The sequence below is a fragment of the Afipia felis ATCC 53690 genome (genome assembly GCF_000314735.2).
Classification (GTDB): domain Bacteria; phylum Pseudomonadota; class Alphaproteobacteria; order Rhizobiales; family Xanthobacteraceae; genus Afipia; species Afipia felis.
Genome location: NZ_KB375270.1, coordinates 1,668,486 through 1,688,355 on the forward strand (window position 1 = coordinate 1,668,486; position 19,870 = coordinate 1,688,355).

The 19,870-nt window shown below is 61.4% G+C and carries 22 protein-coding genes and 1 riboswitch; of the genes, 14 read left to right on the top strand and 8 right to left on the bottom strand.

What is annotated here, in order from left to right; translation table 11 throughout:
- Entirely contained in the window at positions 1-897 is an 897-nt protein-coding gene (locus tag HMPREF9697_RS07850; protein ID WP_002716650.1) for a metallophosphoesterase family protein, read from the top strand.
- Positions 898-899: 2 nt separating this feature from the next.
- Here the strand turns inward: HMPREF9697_RS07850 and HMPREF9697_RS07855 are convergent, their stop codons facing one another.
- The 3 genes from HMPREF9697_RS07855 to HMPREF9697_RS07865 all read right to left on the bottom strand — a co-directional run bounded on the left by HMPREF9697_RS07855 (position 900) and on the right by HMPREF9697_RS07865 (position 3,544).
- Complete coding sequence (locus HMPREF9697_RS07855; protein ID WP_040308174.1) at positions 900-1,469, bottom strand: hypothetical protein; 570 nt, start codon at positions 1,467-1,469, stop codon at positions 900-902.
- Between the two features lie 192 nt (positions 1,470-1,661).
- Positions 1,662-1,868: a DUF4170 domain-containing protein gene (locus tag HMPREF9697_RS07860; RefSeq protein ID WP_002716652.1), complete on the bottom strand. Its 207-nt coding sequence runs from the start codon at positions 1,866-1,868 to the stop codon at positions 1,662-1,664.
- Positions 1,869-1,906: 38 nt separating this feature from the next.
- Positions 1,907-3,544 (bottom strand): isocitrate lyase, encoded by a 1,638-nt coding sequence (locus tag HMPREF9697_RS07865; RefSeq protein ID WP_002716653.1) that lies wholly within the window; start codon positions 3,542-3,544, stop codon positions 1,907-1,909.
- 179 nt (positions 3,545-3,723) lie between these two features.
- Here HMPREF9697_RS07865 and HMPREF9697_RS07870 point away from each other — a divergent pair, with 179 nt between their 5' ends.
- From HMPREF9697_RS07870 to HMPREF9697_RS07880, 3 genes are all read left to right on the top strand, one after another.
- Positions 3,724-5,181: a helix-turn-helix domain-containing protein gene (locus HMPREF9697_RS07870; RefSeq protein WP_002716654.1), complete on the top strand. Its 1,458-nt coding sequence runs from the start codon at positions 3,724-3,726 to the stop codon at positions 5,179-5,181.
- Positions 5,182-5,312: 131 nt separating this feature from the next.
- Entirely contained in the window at positions 5,313-5,816 is a 504-nt protein-coding gene (locus HMPREF9697_RS07875; protein ID WP_002716655.1) for a DUF1993 domain-containing protein, read from the top strand.
- Positions 5,817-5,892: 76 nt separating this feature from the next.
- Positions 5,893-6,972, top strand: a complete 1,080-nt coding sequence (locus HMPREF9697_RS07880) for an alkene reductase (protein ID WP_002716656.1) — start codon at positions 5,893-5,895, stop codon at positions 6,970-6,972.
- Positions 6,973-7,076: 104 nt separating this feature from the next.
- Here the strand turns inward: HMPREF9697_RS07880 and HMPREF9697_RS07885 are convergent, their stop codons facing one another.
- Both HMPREF9697_RS07885 and HMPREF9697_RS07890 read right to left on the bottom strand, forming a co-directional pair.
- Complete coding sequence (locus HMPREF9697_RS07885) at positions 7,077-7,274, bottom strand: hypothetical protein (RefSeq protein ID WP_002716657.1); 198 nt, start codon at positions 7,272-7,274, stop codon at positions 7,077-7,079.
- Between the two features lie 387 nt (positions 7,275-7,661).
- The gene (locus HMPREF9697_RS07890) at positions 7,662-9,143 is read right to left on the bottom strand and encodes a hypothetical protein (protein WP_002716658.1); all 1,482 of its coding nucleotides are present in this window, start codon (positions 9,141-9,143) and stop codon (positions 7,662-7,664) included.
- A gap of 122 nt (positions 9,144-9,265) precedes the next feature.
- A riboswitch (TPP riboswitch) is annotated at positions 9,266-9,376 on the top strand.
- On the opposite strand from HMPREF9697_RS07890, the gene thiO reads away from it, so the two are divergent.
- From thiO to HMPREF9697_RS07925, 7 genes are all read left to right on the top strand, one after another.
- Complete coding sequence (thiO, locus tag HMPREF9697_RS07895; protein WP_002716659.1) at positions 9,364-10,431, top strand: glycine oxidase ThiO; 1,068 nt, start codon at positions 9,364-9,366, stop codon at positions 10,429-10,431. Its footprint overlaps the riboswitch before it by 13 nt.
- Positions 10,422-10,619, top strand: coding sequence for a sulfur carrier protein ThiS (gene thiS, locus HMPREF9697_RS07900; RefSeq protein WP_002716660.1), 198 nt, complete (start codon positions 10,422-10,424; stop codon positions 10,617-10,619). The genes thiO and thiS overlap by 10 nt, the downstream gene beginning before the upstream one ends.
- Positions 10,619-11,416, top strand: coding sequence for a thiazole synthase (locus tag HMPREF9697_RS07905; RefSeq protein ID WP_002716661.1), 798 nt, complete (start codon positions 10,619-10,621; stop codon positions 11,414-11,416). The genes thiS and HMPREF9697_RS07905 overlap by 1 nt, the downstream gene beginning before the upstream one ends.
- Positions 11,403-12,011 carry a thiamine phosphate synthase gene (locus tag HMPREF9697_RS07910; protein ID WP_002716662.1) on the top strand — a complete coding sequence of 203 codons (609 nt, stop codon included), beginning with the start codon at positions 11,403-11,405 and terminating at the stop codon, positions 12,009-12,011. The genes HMPREF9697_RS07905 and HMPREF9697_RS07910 overlap by 14 nt, the downstream gene beginning before the upstream one ends.
- Before the next feature lie 18 nt (positions 12,012-12,029).
- Complete coding sequence (locus tag HMPREF9697_RS07915; RefSeq protein ID WP_002716663.1) at positions 12,030-12,413, top strand: hypothetical protein; 384 nt, start codon at positions 12,030-12,032, stop codon at positions 12,411-12,413.
- Positions 12,414-12,441: 28 nt separating this feature from the next.
- Positions 12,442-14,358, top strand: a complete 1,917-nt coding sequence (thiC, locus tag HMPREF9697_RS07920; RefSeq protein WP_002716664.1) for a phosphomethylpyrimidine synthase ThiC — start codon at positions 12,442-12,444, stop codon at positions 14,356-14,358.
- 325 nt (positions 14,359-14,683) lie between these two features.
- Positions 14,684-14,959 (top strand): helix-turn-helix domain-containing protein, encoded by a 276-nt coding sequence (locus HMPREF9697_RS07925; protein ID WP_002716665.1) that lies wholly within the window; start codon positions 14,684-14,686, stop codon positions 14,957-14,959.
- A gap of 38 nt (positions 14,960-14,997) precedes the next feature.
- On the opposite strand, the gene HMPREF9697_RS07930 is transcribed toward HMPREF9697_RS07925, so the two are convergent.
- Positions 14,998-15,414, bottom strand: coding sequence for a DUF1801 domain-containing protein (locus HMPREF9697_RS07930; RefSeq protein ID WP_002716666.1), 417 nt, complete (start codon positions 15,412-15,414; stop codon positions 14,998-15,000).
- Between the two features lie 24 nt (positions 15,415-15,438).
- Entirely contained in the window at positions 15,439-16,485 is a 1,047-nt protein-coding gene (locus tag HMPREF9697_RS07935; protein WP_002716667.1) for a linear amide C-N hydrolase, read from the bottom strand.
- A 175-nt stretch (positions 16,486-16,660) separates the two neighbouring features.
- On the opposite strand from HMPREF9697_RS07935, the gene HMPREF9697_RS07940 reads away from it, so the two are divergent.
- The 3 genes from HMPREF9697_RS07940 (at position 16,661) to HMPREF9697_RS07950 (ending at position 19,242) form a co-directional block, all read left to right on the top strand.
- Complete coding sequence (locus HMPREF9697_RS07940) at positions 16,661-17,716, top strand: alpha/beta fold hydrolase (protein ID WP_002716668.1); 1,056 nt, start codon at positions 16,661-16,663, stop codon at positions 17,714-17,716.
- 183 nt (positions 17,717-17,899) lie between these two features.
- Positions 17,900-18,580 (top strand): YoaK family protein, encoded by a 681-nt coding sequence (locus tag HMPREF9697_RS07945; RefSeq protein WP_002716669.1) that lies wholly within the window; start codon positions 17,900-17,902, stop codon positions 18,578-18,580.
- A gap of 71 nt (positions 18,581-18,651) precedes the next feature.
- Complete coding sequence (locus tag HMPREF9697_RS07950; protein ID WP_002716670.1) at positions 18,652-19,242, top strand: hypothetical protein; 591 nt, start codon at positions 18,652-18,654, stop codon at positions 19,240-19,242.
- 18 nt (positions 19,243-19,260) lie between these two features.
- Here HMPREF9697_RS07950 and bfr read toward each other — a convergent pair whose 3' ends face one another.
- A complete protein-coding gene (bfr, locus tag HMPREF9697_RS07955; RefSeq protein WP_002716671.1) occupies positions 19,261-19,761 on the bottom strand; it encodes a bacterioferritin in 501 nt (166 codons plus the stop codon).
- Positions 19,762-19,870 lie beyond the last annotated feature (109 nt).

Consider the following 19,870-nt stretch of genomic DNA (forward strand, 5'->3'; position numbering starts at 1 on the left):
GTGAGTTTCACCCTCGCCCATCTATCCGATCCGCATCTCGGCCCGATGCCGCCGGCGCGGATTGCCGAACTGCTCGGCAAGCGCGCCATCGGCTACGCAAACTGGAAGCGCAGACGTCACGCGATTCATCGTCGCGACGTGCTGGCGCAAATTCTCGCGGACATCCACGCCCAGCGCCCCGATCACATTGCGGTGACGGGCGACCTCGTCAACGTCGCGCTGCCGGCCGAATTCACGCAGGCACGCACGTGGCTTGAAGGGGTCGGCTCCCCGCAGGACGTTTCGTTGGTGCCGGGCAATCACGATGCCTACTCGCGTGCGGCGGGGGGCCAGTTCGCGCTGTCATGGGCGGATTACATGCACGGCGACGGGGAGACCGCAGTTCGCTTTCCCTACCTGCGCCGCCGCGGACCGCTCGCTCTGATCGGCCTCACCACTGCCGTGCCGAGCGCGCCGTTCATGGCAACGGGGCGGATCGGCCACACACAACTTGCAGGCCTCGACGAGATGCTGGCGCGAGTCCAGTCCGAACAACTATGCCGTGTTGTGCTCATCCACCATCCCTTGCGTTCGGCGCGTGGGCGATGGAGCGCGCGCCTGACCGACGCCGCCGCGCTGATCGATGTCCTCAAGCGTCACGGCGTCGACCTCGTGCTGCATGGCCACGACCATCGCCACGCCACCGTCTGGTTCGAAAGTCAACGCGGCCGCTTCGCATCAATCGGCGTGCCATCAGCTTCCGCCTCATCCGGCGGTCATCACCAGCCGGCGGCGTATCAGTTGATTTCAGTTGAACGCGTCGACAACGGCCACTGGAGTATCACGCGCCGCGTGCGCGGATTCGGCGGCAACGCCTCCGATGGAATCGTCGAATTGAAAAGCGAGCGGCTTCGCTAAGCCTACATGCTCCGCAGCGCTGCGATCAGTGCGATGCCGAACAGCCCCGCCATCCCGATAACGACGCCAAGCACGAACGGCCAGAACCGGCTGGCGGGCTTCTCCGCGACAACCGCGGTGCGGGCTGGTGCGATAATATCCGCAGGCAGCGCCGAGACCAGCGCGTGATCGCGCTCGATGATCCGGCGCGCGATGTAATCAGTAATGGCATCGACCATCACCGGCACGTCGTGCGATTCGGCGAGCACGGTGCGGCCGAATCGACTGTCCTGCACGAAACGGTAAATCCGCTTGTCGCGTCCCATCGCGACATGGGCGATGGAATCGATCCACAGCCGCGGGGTATCGCCCTGGCTGATGCCCCGATCGAACAGATCGATGCCGGGCGGAATCTCACTGAAGAGCTGGTCGAGCGCCTCGTTGAGGATTTCGAGCCGCGCGGCTTCGGCGTCGCGCAGATCGACCACGACCCCGGTGCGGTCTGCCGCCTCGATTCGTGCCTTGTGCAGCGCCGCGCGCAGGCTTCCCACGCCGGGGTTCCTTGCCGCTCCGTCGAGACCCTGATCCGCCATGCGGTTACCCTTCACCATCCGAGAGGTTAACCTAGCAGTAACCAAAACGGCCCGCTACAGCCTTGAAAAACCATCCCCTCGGCGATTGTTTCCCTCCTCCGGGGGCGTCCCAAAAGAAAAAGCCCCGCCTTTTGAGGGGCGGGGCCAGTAGAGAGTTCGACGCAAGATTGCGCCTCACCCTGGGAAAGATGTTTACGCGCTCACGCGCTGCGGCTCCTCTACGATGGAAAAGCGCACGCTGCCGCGATGGCGATTTTCCTCCGACACCGCGCGCCAGGCATCCTCGGCCTCCTTGCGGGTCTTGAACGGCCCCTGGACCTGGGCCGAACCATGCACGAGCTTGTGGAAGTTCATCGAACCGAACTCTCCACCGATCACCCAGTAACTGCTGCCACTCATCTGAGCCTCCATTGGTCAGGTTGAAGTCGGTTCAATCGTCAGAACTGGTTCATGGTGTTGTGAATGCCGCCCGCCTTGAGGGCCGCTTCACCGGCAAAATATCCCTTGTGGTCGTCGCCGATGTCGGAGCCGGCCATGTTCTGGTGCTTGACGCAGGCGATGCCCTGGCGGATTTCCGCGCGCTGAACGTTTTTCACGTAGCCGAGCATGCCCTGGTCGCCGAAATAATCCTTCGAGAGGTTGTTCATCGTCAGAGCCTCCGTGTGATAGGTCGGCAGCGTGATGAGGTGGTGGAAGACACCGGCCCGCTTCGCCGAATCCGCCTGGAACGTACGGATCAATTGATCGGCTTCGATCGCCAGCGGCGTGTCGTCGTATTCCGCCTTCATCAGCTCAGCACGGTTGTACTTGCTGACGTCCTTGCCGGCTGCCTTCCACTCGTCAAACACCTGCCAGCGGAAATTCAGCGTCCAGTTGAACGACGGCGAGTTGTTGTAGGCGAGCTTCGCGTTCGGGATCACCTCGCGGATGCGATCGACCATGCTCGCGACCTGCGCGATGTTCGGCCTCTCGGTCTCGATCCACAGCAGATCGGCGCCGTTCTGCAGCGAGGTGATGCAATCCAGCACGCAGCGATCCGCACCCGTGCCCGGACGGAACTGGTACAGGTTGCTCGCCAGTCGCTTCGGGCGCAGTAGCTTGCCATTGCGGCTGATGATGACGTCGCCGTTGCCGATCTTGGTGGCATCGACTTCCTCGCAATCAAGGAAGCTGTTGTACTGGTCGCCCAGATCGCCCGGCTTGTGGCTGACCGCGATCTGCTGGGTAAGGCCGGCGCCGAGCGAGTCGGTGCGGGTGACGATAATGCCATCCTCCACGCCGAGTTCGAGGAACGCGTGGCGACAAGCGCGGATCTTCGCGAGGAAGACCTCGTGCGGCACGGTGACCTTGCCGTCCTGATGGCCGCACTGCTTCTCGTCCGACACCTGGTTTTCGATCTGCAATGCGCAGGCGCCCGCCTCAATCATCTTCTTGGCGAGCAGGTAAGTCGCCTCAGCGTTGCCGAAGCCCGCATCGATGTCGGCGATGACCGGCACGACGTGAGTCTGGAAGTTGTCGATCTTCGCGATCGCCGCTGCTTCCCTGGCCTTATCGCCGGCCTCACGTGCCGCATCGAGCTCGCGGAAGATGTCGTTGAGTTCGCGCGAGTCGGCCTGACGCAGGAAGGTGTAGAGCTCTTCGATCAGCGCGGGCACCGAGGTCTTCTCGTGCATCGACTGATCCGGCAGCGGCCCGAATTCCGAGCGCAGCGCTGCGATCATCCAGCCCGACAGATACAGGTAGCAACGGTCGGTCTTACCGCCGAAGTGCTTCTTGATCGAGATCAGCTTCTGCTGCGCAACAAAGCCGTGCCAGCAGCCGAGCGACCTGGTGAATTTGGTGGGGTCCGCGTCGTACGCGGCCATGTCCGCACGCATCAGGGCGGCCGTGTAGCGCGCAACATCGAGACCCGTCCTGAAACGGTTCTGCAGACGCATGCGGGCAATGGCTTCCGCCGTGACGCCGCTCCAGGTGGGCTTGTCCTTAAGCAAGGCTTCAGCCGCCTTGATCTCGCTTTGATAGGAAGACGAACCCGGGATGGCGTGGGCGGTGATATCGCGCGTCTGATAATTCATTTTATTGCCTACATTTGTTACATGGCATCGCCGAAGAGGACCCTTGCATCCAACGCTACAGATCGAATATCGTCTAGATATACAGAAACTCGTTCGTGATGGGTTGTACGAGTTTTACAAGTTATAGCCGGTTAACTTGTAAATCTTGTAACAATAAAGCGGGCGCGGAGGAGCCGGACATGCGCACCCCTACTGAGACGGGCAGAAAACTTTTCGTCGGGCCGCGCTTCCGCCGCCTGCGCAAACAGCTCAACCTGTCACAGACGCAGATCGCCGAGGGGCTCGGCCTCTCCCCGAGCTACATCAACCTGATCGAGCGCAACCAGCGTCCGGTGACGGCGCAGATGCTGCTGCGCCTCGCCGAGACCTACGATCTCGACCTGCGTGACCTCGCGACCTCCGACGAGGACCGCTTCTTTGCCGAACTGAATGAAATCTTTTCCGATCCGCTGTTTCGCCAGATCGATCTGCCGAAGCAGGAACTGCGCGATCTCGCCGAGCTTTGCCCCGGCGTCACTCACGCCTTGCAGCGGGTCTATGCCGCCTACACCGAAGCGCGGCGCGGCGAGACGCTGGTCGCGGCCCAGTTCGCCGATCGCGACAAGGGCGGCGGCCACGACTATGAGGCCAATCCGATCGAGCGCGTGCGCGACCTGATCGAAGCCAACCGCAATTACTTCCCCGAACTGGAAACCGCCGCCGAGACGCTGCGCGACGAAATCGACACCGATCCGCAGGGCCTGCGCGCGGCTCTCATCAACCGGCTGCGCGAAAAACATTCGACCACGGTGCGGATCATGCCGGTGGACGTGATGCGCGAGACGCTGCGACGCTGGGATCGCCATCGCCGCCAGGTGCTGATCTCCGAGCTGGTCGACAGCGCCGGGCGCACTTTCCAGCTCGCGATGCAGCTTGGCCTTTCCGAGGCAGGCGCGCAGTTCGAGTCCATCATCAACCGCGCCGGGCCGCTCGACGACACCACGCGCAAGCTCTACCGCATCACGCTTGCGAATTACTACGCGGCGGCGGTGATGATGCCCTACCAGCCATTCCTGAGCGCCGCCGAGACGCTCGGCTACGATCTGCACGTGCTGACCCGGCGCTTCAATGCCGGTTTCGAGCAAGTCTGCCACCGCCTCACCACGCTGCAGCGGCCGAACGCACGCGGCGTGCCGTTCTTCCTGCTGCGGGTCGACAATGCGGGCAATGTCTCGAAGCGGTTTTCGTCGGGCACATTCCCGTTCTCGAAATTCGGCGGCACATGTCCGCTCTGGAACGTGCACTCCACTTTCGACACCCCGGATCGCCTGCTGCATCAGATCATCGAACTCCCGGACGGAAGCCGCTACTTCTCGATCGCGCAGACGCTGCGCCGTCCCGCCGTGCCGTGGCCGCACGTGCAGCCGCGCTTCGCCATCGGGCTCGGCTGCGAGATCCGTCATGCCTCGAAGCTCGTCTATACCGCAGGCCTCGACCTCGACCGCGCCGAGGGCACGCCGATCGGCGTCAACTGCCGCCTGTGCGAGCGGGAAAACTGCAGTCAGCGTGCCGAACCGCCACTGACGCGGACCCTCATTCTCGACGAGACCACGCGGCGCGTGTCATCGTTCTCGTTCTCGAGTGCGCGGGACATGTAAGTCGGGGATTACCGCAGTTCGGCTGCCGGATCATTGCGCCTGTTGATCACGGGAGTGTGCCTTGTACGCGTCCGCTGACGCACTACATCCGGCTCGCCTGTTTCACCGCATGAATTCCCGAAAGGCCTCCCATGTCATTTTACGATGGTACCGCTCCGCTGTTCACCCACGCGCTGATCGCACTCTCGAAGGTGCTCGCCAAGGGCGAAGCCTATGCGAAAGAGCAAGGCATTGCGCCCGAAGTACTGCTCAATGCGCGGCTTTATCCGAATATGTTTTCGCTGACACGGCAGATCCAGCTTGCCTGCGATTTCTCCGGCAAGGCCTGCGCCCGACTCGCCGGAACGGAAGTCCCCTCCACGCCCGATACCGAAACCACCTTCGAACAATTACAGCAGCGCATCGCCAAGACCATCGAAGGAATCAAGTCGATTCCCGCCGCAAAGTATGAAGGCGGCGATACCCGCGACATCACTTTCGGCACCGGAGGGAACACCACCCAGACGCTGCCGGGGCAGAAATTCGTCAACCACGTCGCGCTGCCGAACTTCTTCTTCCATTGCACGACGGCCTACAACATCCTGCGCCACAACGGCGTTGTACTGGGCAAGCTGGATTTCCTCGGCGCGAACTAACGCTCACGCTGACGAATTTTCAGCCCGATCAACATCGCCGTTTCTTTTCAGGTGCATCGACCACCAGGCCTTTGAAATGACCTCATCGAAACTTTTCGAGCCTTACCGACTCGGTGCCATCACACTCTCCAACCGCATCGTGATGGCACCTCTCACACGCAACCGCGCCGCGAGCGGCTTCGTCCCGGGCCCGCTCGCTGCCGAATATTACGGCCAGCGCGCATCCGCGGGCTTGCTCGTCACCGAGGCCAGCCAGATTTCACAACAGGGTCAGGGCTATCAGGATACGCCCGGCATCTATTCAAAAGACCAAATCGCCGGCTGGAAAAAGGTGACCGAGGCCGTGCACGCCAAGGGCGGCCACATCTACATCCAGATCTGGCATGTCGGCCGGATTTCTCACACCAGCCTGCAGCCCGGCAACGGTGCGCCAGTCGCGCCTTCCGCGATCCGCGCCAACAGCAAGACTTTTGTCGGCGGCCAGTTCGCCGAAGTCTCGCAACCGCGCGCGCTGGAGCTCGGCGAAATTCCCGGCTTGCTCGATACATACAAAAAAGCTGCCGTGAATGCGCTCGAGGCCAATTTCGACGGTGTGGAGATTCACGGCGCCAACGGCTATCTGCTTGATCAGTTCGCGCGCGATGGTAGCAACAAGCGTACCGATGCCTATGGTGGGTCGATCGAAAATCGCGCACGGCTGATGCTGGAGGTCTCGCAGGCGGTGGCCGCTGAAGTGGGTGCAGATCGGACCGGCATCCGGATTTCACCCGTGACACCTGCCAATGATATTTCGGACAGCAATCCACAACCGCTGTTCGATCATATCGTCGACGGCTTGAGCGCGTTGAAGCTTGGCTACCTCCATGTCGTCGAAGGTGCGACCGGCGGCCCGCGTGACAATGTGACTTTCGACTACGGCAGTCTGCGCAGGCGCTTCAACGGCACCTACATCGCCAACAACGGCTACGATCTGGCCCTGGCAAACAAAACACTCGCCGCCGGAAACGCCGATCTGATCGCGTTCGGCAAGGCGTTCATTTCCAACCCCGATCTGGTCGAGCGCCTGAAGGCGGGCGCGCAGTTGAACCAGTGGGATCAAGCCACTTTCTATGGCGGCGCGGCCAAGGGTTATACGGACTATCCTGCGCTGGCCTGAGTTACGTTCAACAGAAAAACAAAAAGGCCAGCGCTCAGGCGCTGGCCTTTTTGTTGTCAGCTTTTTTATTTTGCCGTTCGGTCAGACCAATTGAAGCTGCTGCCTCAGGCGGCAGCTTCGGCCTTGGCCTTGCCGCTCAACAGCTCCCGCGCCACGCGCTCGGCTTCGCGCGCGCTGCGAAACAAACGGCCTTCCAGTGGATTGAAGCGGTGGCTTGCGGCGAAGAATCTGAATCCCGCCTTGTCCCTCACCACGATTCCCGCCGGCTCGGAACTGACTTCGATAATATAGGTGTCTGACATTTCGTCCTTGTCCGGATTACTCCGGCCCCCTGATGGCGCACTAACGCAAGATGACTGAAAAGGTTTCAGGCGGATGAGCGTTGACACGCAGCCGTCATCGCGCAGGCCGCATCGACGGTCTGGCGCAGCGATACTCGCAGAGGCGAGAGAACATTCGGGGAGAGATGTTCGGCATTCGAAGTCATCGTTATCAGGATCAGCATGATGAAAGGCTGCCTTTCGGTTGCTTCGTGCCATAAGCATATAACTGATTTGCGACAGAGCGAACGACGAAGTGACGCATCGTCGAAAATAACACTGCATATGCTGCGTTGCAGCCGTGCACGAGAATAAACGCTGCGTCGCGACAAGAATCGCGGGAACCAGATTTTTATAATTGGAACAATTTCAATGCAGCGATTCAGTTTTCGCTGTTATTGCGGTGCGCACATGCACCACGGCGCGATCGTCGGCATAGACTCGTTTCCAGCCGGGAAGGTGATCGAGCAGCTTGACCGCTGGCGTATTGGATGTCAGCAGCGTCGCATCGATGTCATTTGTCTTGAGAAGATTCAAAAACAGATCGACATCCTTCAACGCAAACGCATTCAGCGTATCGACGACGTATTGTGCGCCATAAAGCTCGGCACGCCCGTCGATGAAAACAGGAATCCGTTGCGTAATCAGATACCCGCCCAATCCCGCGGTGTTGAGAACGCGACGCGGATGCTGCGCCTTCAACGCCTCCACCGCGGCAACAGGTGTGATCTTGCTGTAAGGCATGAACGGATGCATCGCCGTGAAGATCGCGCTCGCGACAACAACGACGGCCGCCAACGCCGCGATACCCGCAGATGCAGCGTTCGCCCGCTGCTCAACCCGCGCGAGCCGCCATTGCGCGACGAGAGGTTTTGCGATCACCAGCGGCGTCAGCAATGCGAAGATTTCGTTGCTTCGGTTGTGCGACAACGCCATGAACAGAAGCCCGAGCACGAGCAGCACGCGCGGCCATGACAGTGTGAGACCGCGCGCCAGCAGACCGCCGATGCAGACCATCACCACGATTTCGAAAAATTCGGGCTTGGCGAAATTCGCAGGCTGCCACTCCGGGATCAGCGCCATCGCCTCGCCAAGATCGAGAATCTTTCTGGCGGCGAGAATGGAATTCCAGCCATAGGGCGTGAGGCACGCGGCCGCGAGCGTCGCAAGGCCGAACGCGAACCAGCGCACGAACAGAACGCGGCGCGCGCTCGCCTCCGCCTCCCACATCGCGACAAGCGCGAAGGGTCCGACCAGCGCCACGCCGAACACAAAACTGCCGTGCAGATTGGCCCACAACACCATCAGCGGCAGCCATATCATGGAAGGCGCGCGTCGCGCGTCGTCTGCTGCAGCAAGACCGCTTGCCCATGCGAGCATGACCGGCAGCACCAGCACATGCGGACGGGCGAGAAAATGCCCCATCGACATCAGCACCGCCGCGAGCGCGATCAGCACCGCATGCCGCGGAGCAAGCCATTTGCTTAGCAGGTGAACGAAAAGCGCGAACGCCGCAGCGATGGAGAGCGCCGAGGTCCACACCGGACCGGCCCAGCCCGCAATATTATATGAGGTGGCGAAGATCACCTGTGCCAGCCACGACGTCGAAATCCACGGCTCACCGGCTTTGGTGAACGAATAAATATCCGTGTGCGGCCAGGCGCGATGATCGAGAATCCATTGCCCAACCTCGATCTGCCAGTAGGTGTCGGCATCGTAAAGGAGGCGGTTGCCGCCGATCACCAGCAGCACGAAAGCAGCCGCGCCAAACCATGCCCATGCCGGAACTGCAGCGAGCGAACTTTCGTTGGCGCGTGACTTGCCGGCAGCGTCGATGCTGGTGAGGCTCATGGCGTCCCTGGAACGGTGGCGGTTCCACAACCTTTAAGGCGCACGGCCATAATTCCAGGTAAATTCTGAAACCTGGATTACATCTAAAGTATTGACCCCTAGGGGGCCAAAGCCTATCGTTAACGTGTTCCGAGGGGGGCTCCGTCACAGGAGCTGAGATACCGCGATGGTGCGGTGACCCTTTGAACCTGATCCGGGTCATGCCGGCGAAGGGACAGGGATGTTTCAGAAATCGGCGTCGTCGGACGCAACTCATCACATTCAGGACGCGGCAAATCTTCAGGACGCCGCAAACCGCCGCATCACCATCGTTGGCGCGGGCGTGGCAGGTGCATGGCAGGCGCTGTCGTTTGCCAAGGCGGGCTACAGCGTCAAAGTAATCGAGCGCGATGACGCGGCGATGACGTCCGCCACCAGCCATTTCGCGGGTGGCATGCTGGCGCCATGGTGCGAGCAGGAAACCTCCGAACCCGTCATCACCCGCCTCGGCATCCGCTCGCTCGACCTGTGGCGCACCGAACTGCCCGACACGCCGTTCAACGGCTCGCTGGTGGTGACGCATCCGCGCGACCGCGCCGATTTCGATCATTTCGCCCGCATCACCAGCGATTACGAGCGACTGGACGGCGCCGCCATCGACAAACTCGAACCGTCGCTCGAAGGCCGTTTCCGCGAGGCGCTATTCTTCCCCGCCGAAGGCCATGTCGAGCCACGCCGCGTGCTGCCGCAACTGCACGAGAAGATCACCAAGGCCGGCGGCGAAATCCGCTTCAACAGCGAGTGCGAACCTGAGACGGTCGCAAGCGATGGCGGCCTCGTGATCGATTGCCGCGGCATCTTCGCGCGCGATGCCGTCTCTGATTTGCGCGGCGTCAAGGGGGAGATGATCATCGTCGAGACCGACGAAGTCTCATTGTCCCGCCCCGTGCGTGTAATGCATCCGCGCTGGCCGCTTTACGTGATTCCGCGCGGAGATCACCGCTTCATGATCGGCGCGACCTCGATCGAGAGCGAGGACAATCGCGTCAGCGTCCGCTCCGCGCTCGAACTGCTGTCAGCGGCCTATGCATTACATCCCGCCTTCGGCGAGGCGCGCATTCTCGAAATGGGCGCGGGCCTGCGCCCTGCCCTGCCCGATAATTTGCCGCGCATCGCAATCGACGGCAACCGGATCAACGTCAACGGGTTGTATCGCCACGGCTTCCTGCTGGCGCCCGCGCTTGCTGAGCTGACGGTGAACTACGTCGCGCGCGGCCTAATCGACAATGAGGTGATGCAATGTTCGTAACCGTAAATGGCGAGCGCCGCGAGATCAAGGCGACCCATGTGCAGGAGCTTCTCAACGAGCTTGAATATGAAGGCACGCATCTCGCGGTCGCACTGAACTACGACGTGGTGCCCCGCGCACGCTGGAGCGAGACGCCGCTGAACGACAACGATCTGGTTGAAATCCTCACGCCACGGCAGGGAGGGTAATGGTGACGCAAGACACTGTGAAATTCTACGACAAGGAATTCTCCTCGCGCCTTCTCATCGGCACGGCACTGTATCCGTCGCCGAAAGTGATGCAGGATTCGATCCGCGCCTCCGGCAGCGAGATCGTCACCGTTTCGATCCGCCGCGAAACGGCAGGCGGCAAGACCGGCGACGCCTTCTGGTCGCTGATCCGCGAACTCGGCGTCACGGTTCTGCCGAACACCGCGGGCTGCAAGAGCGTGCGCGAGGCCGTGACCACCGCGAAGCTCGCGCGCGAACTTTTCAACACGTCCTGGATCAAACTTGAGGTCATCGCCGACAATGAGACGCTGCAGCCCGACGTGGTCGGTCTCGTCGAGGCAGCGGACATTCTCATCAAGGACGGCTTCCAGGTTTTCCCTTATTGCACTGAGGACCTGTCGGTGGCACAGCGCCTCGTCGATGCGGGGTGCCGCGTGGTGATGCCTTGGGCCGCACCGATCGGCAGCGCACGCGGCATCACCAATCGTGACTCGCTGAAACTGCTGCGCACCCGCTTGCCTGACATCACCCTGGTGGTCGATGCCGGCATCGGCGCACCGAGCCACGCCGCACAGGCGCTCGAACTCGGATTCGACGCCGTGCTGCTCAACACCGCGGTCGCCAAAGCCGAGCGCCCCGTCGATATGGCGAATGCATTTCGTCTGGCTGTCGAAGCGGGCCGCGCCGGGTTCAAGGCCGGGTTGATGGAAGCCCGCGACCTCGCCTCACCCTCCACTCCTGTCGTTGGGACACCGTTCTGGCATGCCGTATCCTGATCGTTTTTATCCTGTCGTCGATACGGTCGCGTGGGTTGCGCGGCTGGCTAAACTTGGCGTCGGCACCGTGCAGTTGCGCGCCAAGGAGCTGGACGATGCCAAGGCGAATGCGCTCGTGCGCGACGCACTCGATGCCGTGCGCGGCACATCGACGAAACTCGTCGTCAACGATTACTGGCGCGCGGCGATCGATAACGGCGCGCAGCATCTGCATCTCGGCCAGGAAGATCTCGCGGACGCCGACCTCGCGGCGATCCGGAAGGCGGGGCTGACGCTCGGCATTTCGACCCATGACGAGGAAGAACTTGCCAACGCACTCGGCGCGAAGCCCGATTACGTCGCGCTCGGCCCGATCTTCTTCACCACACTGAAGTCGATGCGGTTCGCGCCACAGGGAATCGAGCGCATCGCTATCTGGAAAAAGGCCATCCGCGATATCCCGCTGGTCGCGATCGGTGGCATCAAGCTCGAACATGCCGCTGACATTTTCGTCGCCGGCGCGGATTCCATCGCCGTCGTCAGCGATGTCACCCAGAACGCCGACCCGGACGCGCGCGTCAAGGCATGGCTCGATACCGTGGCAGTTCCCGCATGACTTTGATGGAGGCATACGATGCAGACATCAGTCTTTCTGGCCAAGCTCATCGGCCCGACGATGACTGCGATTGCGCTCGCCGTGCTGTTCAATCGCGATCGCTTCCAAGCCTATGCGCGCGACATCATCGATCATCCGGTGCTCCTCTTCCTGTCGAGCATCGTCTTTCTGCCGGCTGGCATCGCCATCGCTCTCGTCCACAACGTCTGGAGCAGCGACTGGCGCGTGCTGATTACGATCTTCGGATGGCTACTCATCGTCAGCAGCCTGATCCGCTTGCTCGCGCCGGGTTTCGTGGTCACGCAGGCCCGCAACATTGTTCGCGCCCCTTCCATGCCGGTGATCGCCGGCGGGATCTGGCTCGTGATCGGACTGATCTTCTGCTTCTTCGGATATCACTGAACAAATCACCCCAACGGGAGACAACGCCATGAACATTCGCTCCAACCCAGATTCGACCTTGCCAGCCGTCACCACCGGCCCGCTGCCCTCGTCCCGCAAGATCTTCTCGACGCCGGAGACCGCACCGGACCTGCGCGTGCCGCTGCGCGAGATCATCCTGTCGAAAAACGCGGGCGAGCCGAACCTGCCGGTTTACGACACCTCCGGCCCCTACACCGATCCGAACGTGCTGATCGACGTCAACGCCGGTTTGCCCCGCACTCGCATGCAGTGGGTGAAGGAGCGCGGTGGCGTCGAGGAATATGAAGGCCGCGAGATCAAGCCGGAAGACAACGGCAATGTCGGCGCCAAGCATGCCGCCGCTGCCTTCAAGGCGCACCATAAACCGATCCGCGGTGTCGGTGACGCGCCGATCACCCAGCTCGAATTCGCCCGCGCCGGCATCATCACCAAGGAGATGATCTACGTCGCCGAGCGCGAGAACCTCGGCCGCAAGCAGCAATTGGAGCGCGCGGAAGCCGCCCGTGCCGACGGTGAGTCGTTCGGCGCCGAAGTGCCGCTGTTCATCACGCCGGAATTCGTGCGCAGCGAGATCGCGCGCGGCCGCGCCATCATCCCAAGCAACATCAACCACGCCGAACTCGAGCCGATGATCATCGGCCGCAACTTCCTCACCAAGATCAACGCCAATATCGGCAACTCCGCCGTGACGTCGTCGGTCGAGGAGGAAGTGGACAAGATGGTGTGGGCGATCCGTTGGGGCGCCGACACCGTGATGGATCTCTCCACCGGCCGCAACATCCACACCACGCGCGAATGGATCCTGCGCAACGCGCCGATTCCGATCGGCACCGTGCCGATCTATCAGGCGCTGGAGAAGTGCGACGGCGATCCGGTCAAGCTGACCTGGGAGCTTTACCGCGACACACTCGTTGAGCAGTGCGAACAGGGCGTCGACTACTTCACTATCCATGCTGGCGTGCGCCTGCCCTACATCCACCTCACCGCCAACCGCGTCACCGGCATCGTGTCGCGCGGCGGCTCGATCATGGCGAAGTGGTGCCTCGCGCACCACAAGGAGAGCTTCCTCTACACCCACTTCGAGGAAATCTGTGACCTGATGCGCAAGTACGACGTGTCGTTCTCGCTCGGCGACGGCCTGCGTCCGGGTTCGATCGCGGACGCCAACGACCGCGCCCAGTTCGCCGAACTCGAGACGCTCGGCGAGCTCACGCAGATCGCGTGGAAGAAGGGCTGTCAGGTCATGATCGAAGGCCCCGGCCACGTGCCGCTGCACAAGATCAAGATCAACATGGACAAGCAGCTCAAGGAGTGCGGCGAAGCGCCGTTCTACACGCTTGGGCCGCTGACCACCGACATCGCGCCGGGCTACGACCACATCACCTCCGGCATCGGTGCGGCGATGATCGGCTGGTTCGGCTGCGCGATGCTCTGCTACGTCACGCCGAAGGAACATCTCGGCCTGCCGAACCGCGACGACGTGAAGGTGGGTGTCATCACCTACAAGATCTCGGCGCATGCCTCCGACCTCGCCAAGGGCCACCCGGCGGCGCAACTGCGTGACGACGCCCTGTCTCGCGCGCGCTTCGACTTCCGCTGGGAGGACCAGTTCAACCTCGGCCTCGATCCTGAAACGGCGGTCGCCTATCACGACGAGACGCTGCCGAAGGAAGCGCACAAGGTCGCGCATTTCTGCTCGATGTGCGGACCGAAGTTCTGCTCGATGAAGATCACGCAGGACGTGCGCGACTATGCGGCGACGCTCGGCGACAACGAGAAGGCCGCGCTCGGCCTTCAGGCCGGCATGACCATGAAGGGCACTATCGAGGACGGCATGGCGCAGATGAGCGAGAAGTTCAAAGCCATGGGCAATCAGGTCTATGTCGAGGCGGACGCCGTGAAGAATAGCAACAAGGCGCTGTAAGCAGCTACACCGCTCCAAGAATGGAAAGGCCGGGCAAATGCCCGGCCTTTTTTACGTCTGTTGTCTTGTCCATTTTGCCGCGCCTGCCGTCACGGCGCACCGAAACTAACGCGATACCTTTCCGCCAAACCCTTTGAAACGATATGTTTTTCGTTGCGGCCACGCTCTCGCCACAAGGTTCCCACCCGGTTCCAATTCATCAGCACCGATAAGGGGTTACACGATACTTTAAGTATTTATTAACCATACGGGGCGACCCTTGTGGTGGGGATTGGGGCTTCGTTTCTTCCATCCCGGTTCAGGCCGGGAAACATCGGAGGTACCGATGAACCAGACATCATCGCTCCTAACACTGGAGTTGCCAGCCAAACCGCCGCTCGCTCCAGATCAGATCATCCCGTTCCTGATCGGCGCAACGGTTGGCGAAATCGAACGCGAACTCGTCCTGCAGACGCTCGCCCGCTGCGACGGCAACCGTACACACGCGGCGCGCGTCCTCGGCGTGTCAGTACGCACGCTGCGGAACAAGATCAGACAATACAACACCGACGGACTTGATGTGCCGGGATCGAAGCCGGAAACTCCGCTCCGGCACAGTTGAGCATCAATAGTCTCGTGCCGTCCGGATACGGCGCGAGACTATTTCCTCGCCGCATTCTTTGACGCCTTCGCTTTCTTGGCCGCAGGCGCCTTCTTCCTGCTCTGATTGTACGCAGCCGCCGCACGGACGAGAGCTTTCAGCGCACGCGCGTTGACTTTGTCGCCCTCAAAAAAATCGATCGCGCGCCGCTGATTGCCTTCGAGACCCGCATTGAACAGTCTGTCCGGATCGGGCAGTCGCGCGCCGTGGTCGAAGGTCAGCTTCACCTTTCCCTTGTGCGCATTGGCGACCGCGATGATGCCGTCGCGTGACCACACCGGACTGCCCATCCACTTCCATTCCTCGATGATCTCCTTGTCGGCATCGAGAATCGCTTTGCGCAGAGCGGCGAAGGTCGCGCCGCGCCAGTCCGCGATGCCGGCGATCAACTGGTCGATTTTCTCCGATGGTGTCATGCGGCCTCACACTTCCATTGCCACCTAGAAAGGCGCCTTGGCCTTTTTGAACTTGGTCGTGACATTGCCCGCCAGCGCGATGTCGTCAGGGTCGAGCGCCATCACCGGCGCGCCTTGCTTGAGGTCGAACTTCATAAGATCAGCCCAGATCAGGCTTGGCGATGTCGTCAGTTCGAAGAAATACCATCGCTTGCCGAGATCCATCGCCGTCCGGTACTCGGTGTTATAGATACCGAAATCCTTATAAGGCGCGCCGAACGGCACGGAGACATTGCGCGCGATCGCGAGCACACCCGCGACGGCCTCACGGTCATTCTTCGGCTCGGGCAGCATCGAGGCATAATAGGTCGCGCGCTGGAAGCGATCCTGCGGGTTGACGTTGCCCGGAAGCGGCATCGTGCTCGACGGTTTCGAGAAGTCCTGCTTCTTCAGCAGCGCAAGCTGTTCGTCGTATTTCGGGTCGTTGGTCATGATCGTGTACTGGCGGCCGTGATGGATCAGCGGCTTGCCGTCGACATATTCGACGATGGCGGAATCTCCGCTCGCATCCTCCATCGCGAGGTGCACCGTCGCCTTGCGTCCGCGCGCCTCCACCATCACGATCTGGACCTTCTCCAGAATCTTCAGCGCCTCGTCGACGCTCGCGGCATTGTCGAGAACGTATTGCCCCCACAGGCCGGCATGAAGGCCCGGCTTGCTGACGTCGCGCGGCCCGAAATCGGTGGCGTTGAGATAAAGCAGATGAATGCCGACGCCCTTCTCGTTGATGCCATCGACGGCACCCAATCCATAAACCGTGGTGACGATACTGCCGTACTTCGCCGTCCACTTCGCGGGATTGTCCTGAACGGCTTTGGCCGGGCCGCGGCCGATCAGACCACCGTCGTGTTTTGTGCCGCGCGGAAACACGACGAGCTTCGGCTCAGTGCTTTCGGGCCAGTCCATGGTTCGACTGACAAACGTCGACAGCTTGTTGTTATTCCAGAGAATGCGCGTGCAGGCGTCCGAATTCCGGATCAGCACGATCGATGCGGCCACGCACAGCGATACGGCAAAGAATTGTTTTTTCATCAAAGTCTCCCGGCTTTCATGTGACGCGCTCTTATCGATTAAACGCGGCGAAGCATCATCGACCTAGCAATTTATTCCATCGCCTCTCACAAAAATCTCACCTCGTGCGATTCTGGTGTCATGGTACTTTTCTCAGCGAGTGGCCCGGCAAGTGGCCGCCTTGGGGAGAAACAATATGAAATTGTTCTACGCCTGCCTCGCGATAACTCTCGCCGCTTTTTCGCTCGGCGCAGCCAAAGCTGCCGATTATCCCCCACCGAAACAGGGCGACTTCATCGCCAAGAATTTCAAGTTTCACACCGGCGAGACCATGCCGGAGCTGAAGCTGCATTACACCACCGTGGGCGAACCCACGGGGCAGCCGGTTCTGGTGCTGCATGGCTCCGGCGGCAGCGCGCAGACCATGCTGACGCCGACCTTCGCGGGAGAGCTGTTCGGTCCCGGCCAGCCGCTCGACGCCACCAAATATTTCATCATCCTTCCGGATGGCATCGGTCATGGCAAATCCGCCAAGCCGTCCGACGGCATGAAAACCGCGTTTCCAAAATACGACTATGACGACATGGTCGAGGCGCAGTATCGCCTCGTGACCGAGGGACTTGGCGTCAAGCACGTGCGGCTCATCATTGGTAATTCGATGGGCGGCATGCACACATGGCTCTGGGGCGAGAAGTATCCCTCCTTCATGGATGCACTGGTGCCGATGGCCTCGCAGCCGACCGAGATGGCGGCCCGCAACTGGCTGTTACGTCGCGCAATGCTGGAGACGATCCGCAACGATCCCGGCTACATGAACGGCAACTACACGACGCAGCCGCCGATGATCAAATACGCGGTGGCGGCGTTCGGCCTCGCGTCGGCTGGCGGCACGCTCGGTTACCAGACACTCGCGCCCACCGGCGAGAAGGCCGACAAGATGTATGATGCACGCATCAATGGGCCCTTCCACGCCGATGCCAACGACTTCGTCTATCAGTGGGAGGCGTCGCACGACTACAACCCCTCCCCTGCGCTGGACAGGATCACAGCGCCGGTTCTGCTCATCAATGCGGCCGACGACGAACGCAACCCGCCGGAAACCGGCGTGACGGACGCCGCGATGAAGCGCGTGAAGAACGGGAAGATTTATCTCATTCCGGCGAGCACACAGACGCGCGGCCACCTGACCACGGGGAATGCGAAGTTCTACAGCGAGCCACTTCGCGATTTCCTCGCCCAAACGGCGAAGTGAGGCAGGCGCGGTACCGCTCCGCCCTTGCAACAAACAAAAAGCCCCGATCCCTGGCCGGGGCTTTTTGACATTTTTTTCAGCACGGCGATCAAAATCAGAGCCACTTCCGACGTTCGCGCGTCTTGCCGGAATCATTCCGCTCGGCATAGTTCGAAGGGCAAGGATTCCTCTGCGAGGCGCCGCATGAAATACCTGACCCACCCGCTCACCATCGCGATCCTGCTGGCGTTCAATGGCGGTGTCGTCGACACCGCGGGCTTTCTCGGCCTGCACGGCCTGTTCGTTGCCCATGTCACCGGCAACTTCGTGACGATGGGCGCGGCGATCGTCGGCGGCGGTCAGGGCTTCATCGGCAAACTGCTGGCATTGCCGGAATTCGTGATCGTGGTGGCCCTCGCCCGTCTCGCCGGGACGACGATGCGGCGATGGAATTGGCCGGCCATGCCGATCCTGTTCGTCACCATGATCCTGCTGCTCATTACATTCAGCGGCATGGCCATCTGGCACGGACCATTCTCCGATGGCGACTCGCCGATCGCGCTGTGGACCAGCGCTGCGGGCGTCGCCGCGATGGCGATGCAGACCGCCGTGCAGCGGGTGCACCTCGCTGACATGCCGCCCTCCACCATGATGACGGGCTCCACCGTGCAGGCGACGCTCGACGCGGTCGATCTCATCACCCATGCCCATCCCGAACAGAAGGCGGCCACGCGCGCGCGGTTCAACCGGCTGTGCGGCACCATCGCGGCCTTTGCCTGCGGCTGCGCGATTTCTGCATTGCTGTTTTCCTATGTCGGCTTCTGGTGCCTGCTTCTCGCCATCGTCGTCGCCATGTGCGCCACCGACCTGCAGTCGTCCCGCTAGGCTTGCACGCGCAGGCTCTTGCACCGAGCCACGTCCGGCTGCAGACTGACGGCTCTCGTGGGGGCGCGAGTGTGCATAAGAGGATAGCATCCAGCATCGCGATTGCGGCGCTCGCAGCTTCTGTGGCTGCGTGCAGCACGCGCGATTCATCCGTCTTCCAGAACGAGGCCAACACAACCGCTGCCGGCAACTGGCGGATCGAACGGACGCCCGACCGCATCACCGGCGTGCCGGTGCCGAGTGCGCAGCTTGCGACGACACAGTCCTCCAACAGCGCGGCGCCTCATTCGAAGCCCGCAGTCATTCAACTCACCTGTTTCGAGAACAGGCCGATTGTCCGCTTCTCATTCGAGTTCAAGATCGGCAGCGATCTGAATTCAGTGCTCGGCTATCGGTTCGACGACAGACCCGGCCACGACAACGTGCCCTCGCGCGTGCTGCTCGGCTACAGGGTGATCGTGATCGAGGATAGCGCAGCGGTGGCGCAGTTCACGGACGAATTGTCGGCGTCCAAGTCACTGGTGGTGCGGATCAGGTCGCTGAATGCGGGCCGCACCGTGGCGGACTTCCAGACCGACGGCGGCAAGGCCGCGATCGATGCCGTCCTTACAAATTGTCCCGCAGCAGCGGAGCCGATGCGGGACAAGAGAGCAAAATCGTAAAACGCGTTATGGAAGCGATCAGCCTTCGCCCGGCGGATTTTCGTCGCCGATATGGCCCATGTGACGCTGCTGATAGAGCTGGATGCCGATGCGCTCGACGAGATCGAGCTGGGTTTCGAGGAAGTCGATATGGCCTTCCTCATCCTTCATCAGCGATTCGAACAGGTCACGCGACACGTAGTCCTTGACGCTGTGGCAGTAGGTGGCGGCTTCCTGATAGAGATCGCGCGCGCCGTGCTCGGCGGCGAGGTCGCACTCCAGGATTTCCTTGACGTTCTGGCCGATGCGCAGCGGATCCAGAACCTGCATGTTCGGGAACCCTTCCAGGAACAGGATGCGATCGGTGAAGCGATCGGCGTGATGCATCTCCTCGATCGATTCCTTGCGCCACTGCTTGGCCATTTCCTTCAGACCCCAATTATCCAGCAGACGGAAATGGAGCCAGTACTGGTTGATGGCCGTGAGTTCGCTCCGCAGACCCTTGTTCAGATAATCGACAACCTTCGGATCACCCTTCATAGCCACTCCTCATTCCAAAACGGGCCAAAACCTAATTTAGAACGTTTCTAAATCAGATTTGGAGCCCGGGCAAGCCTGCACGGGCGCATGAGGTCGTCGGTGGAAAACG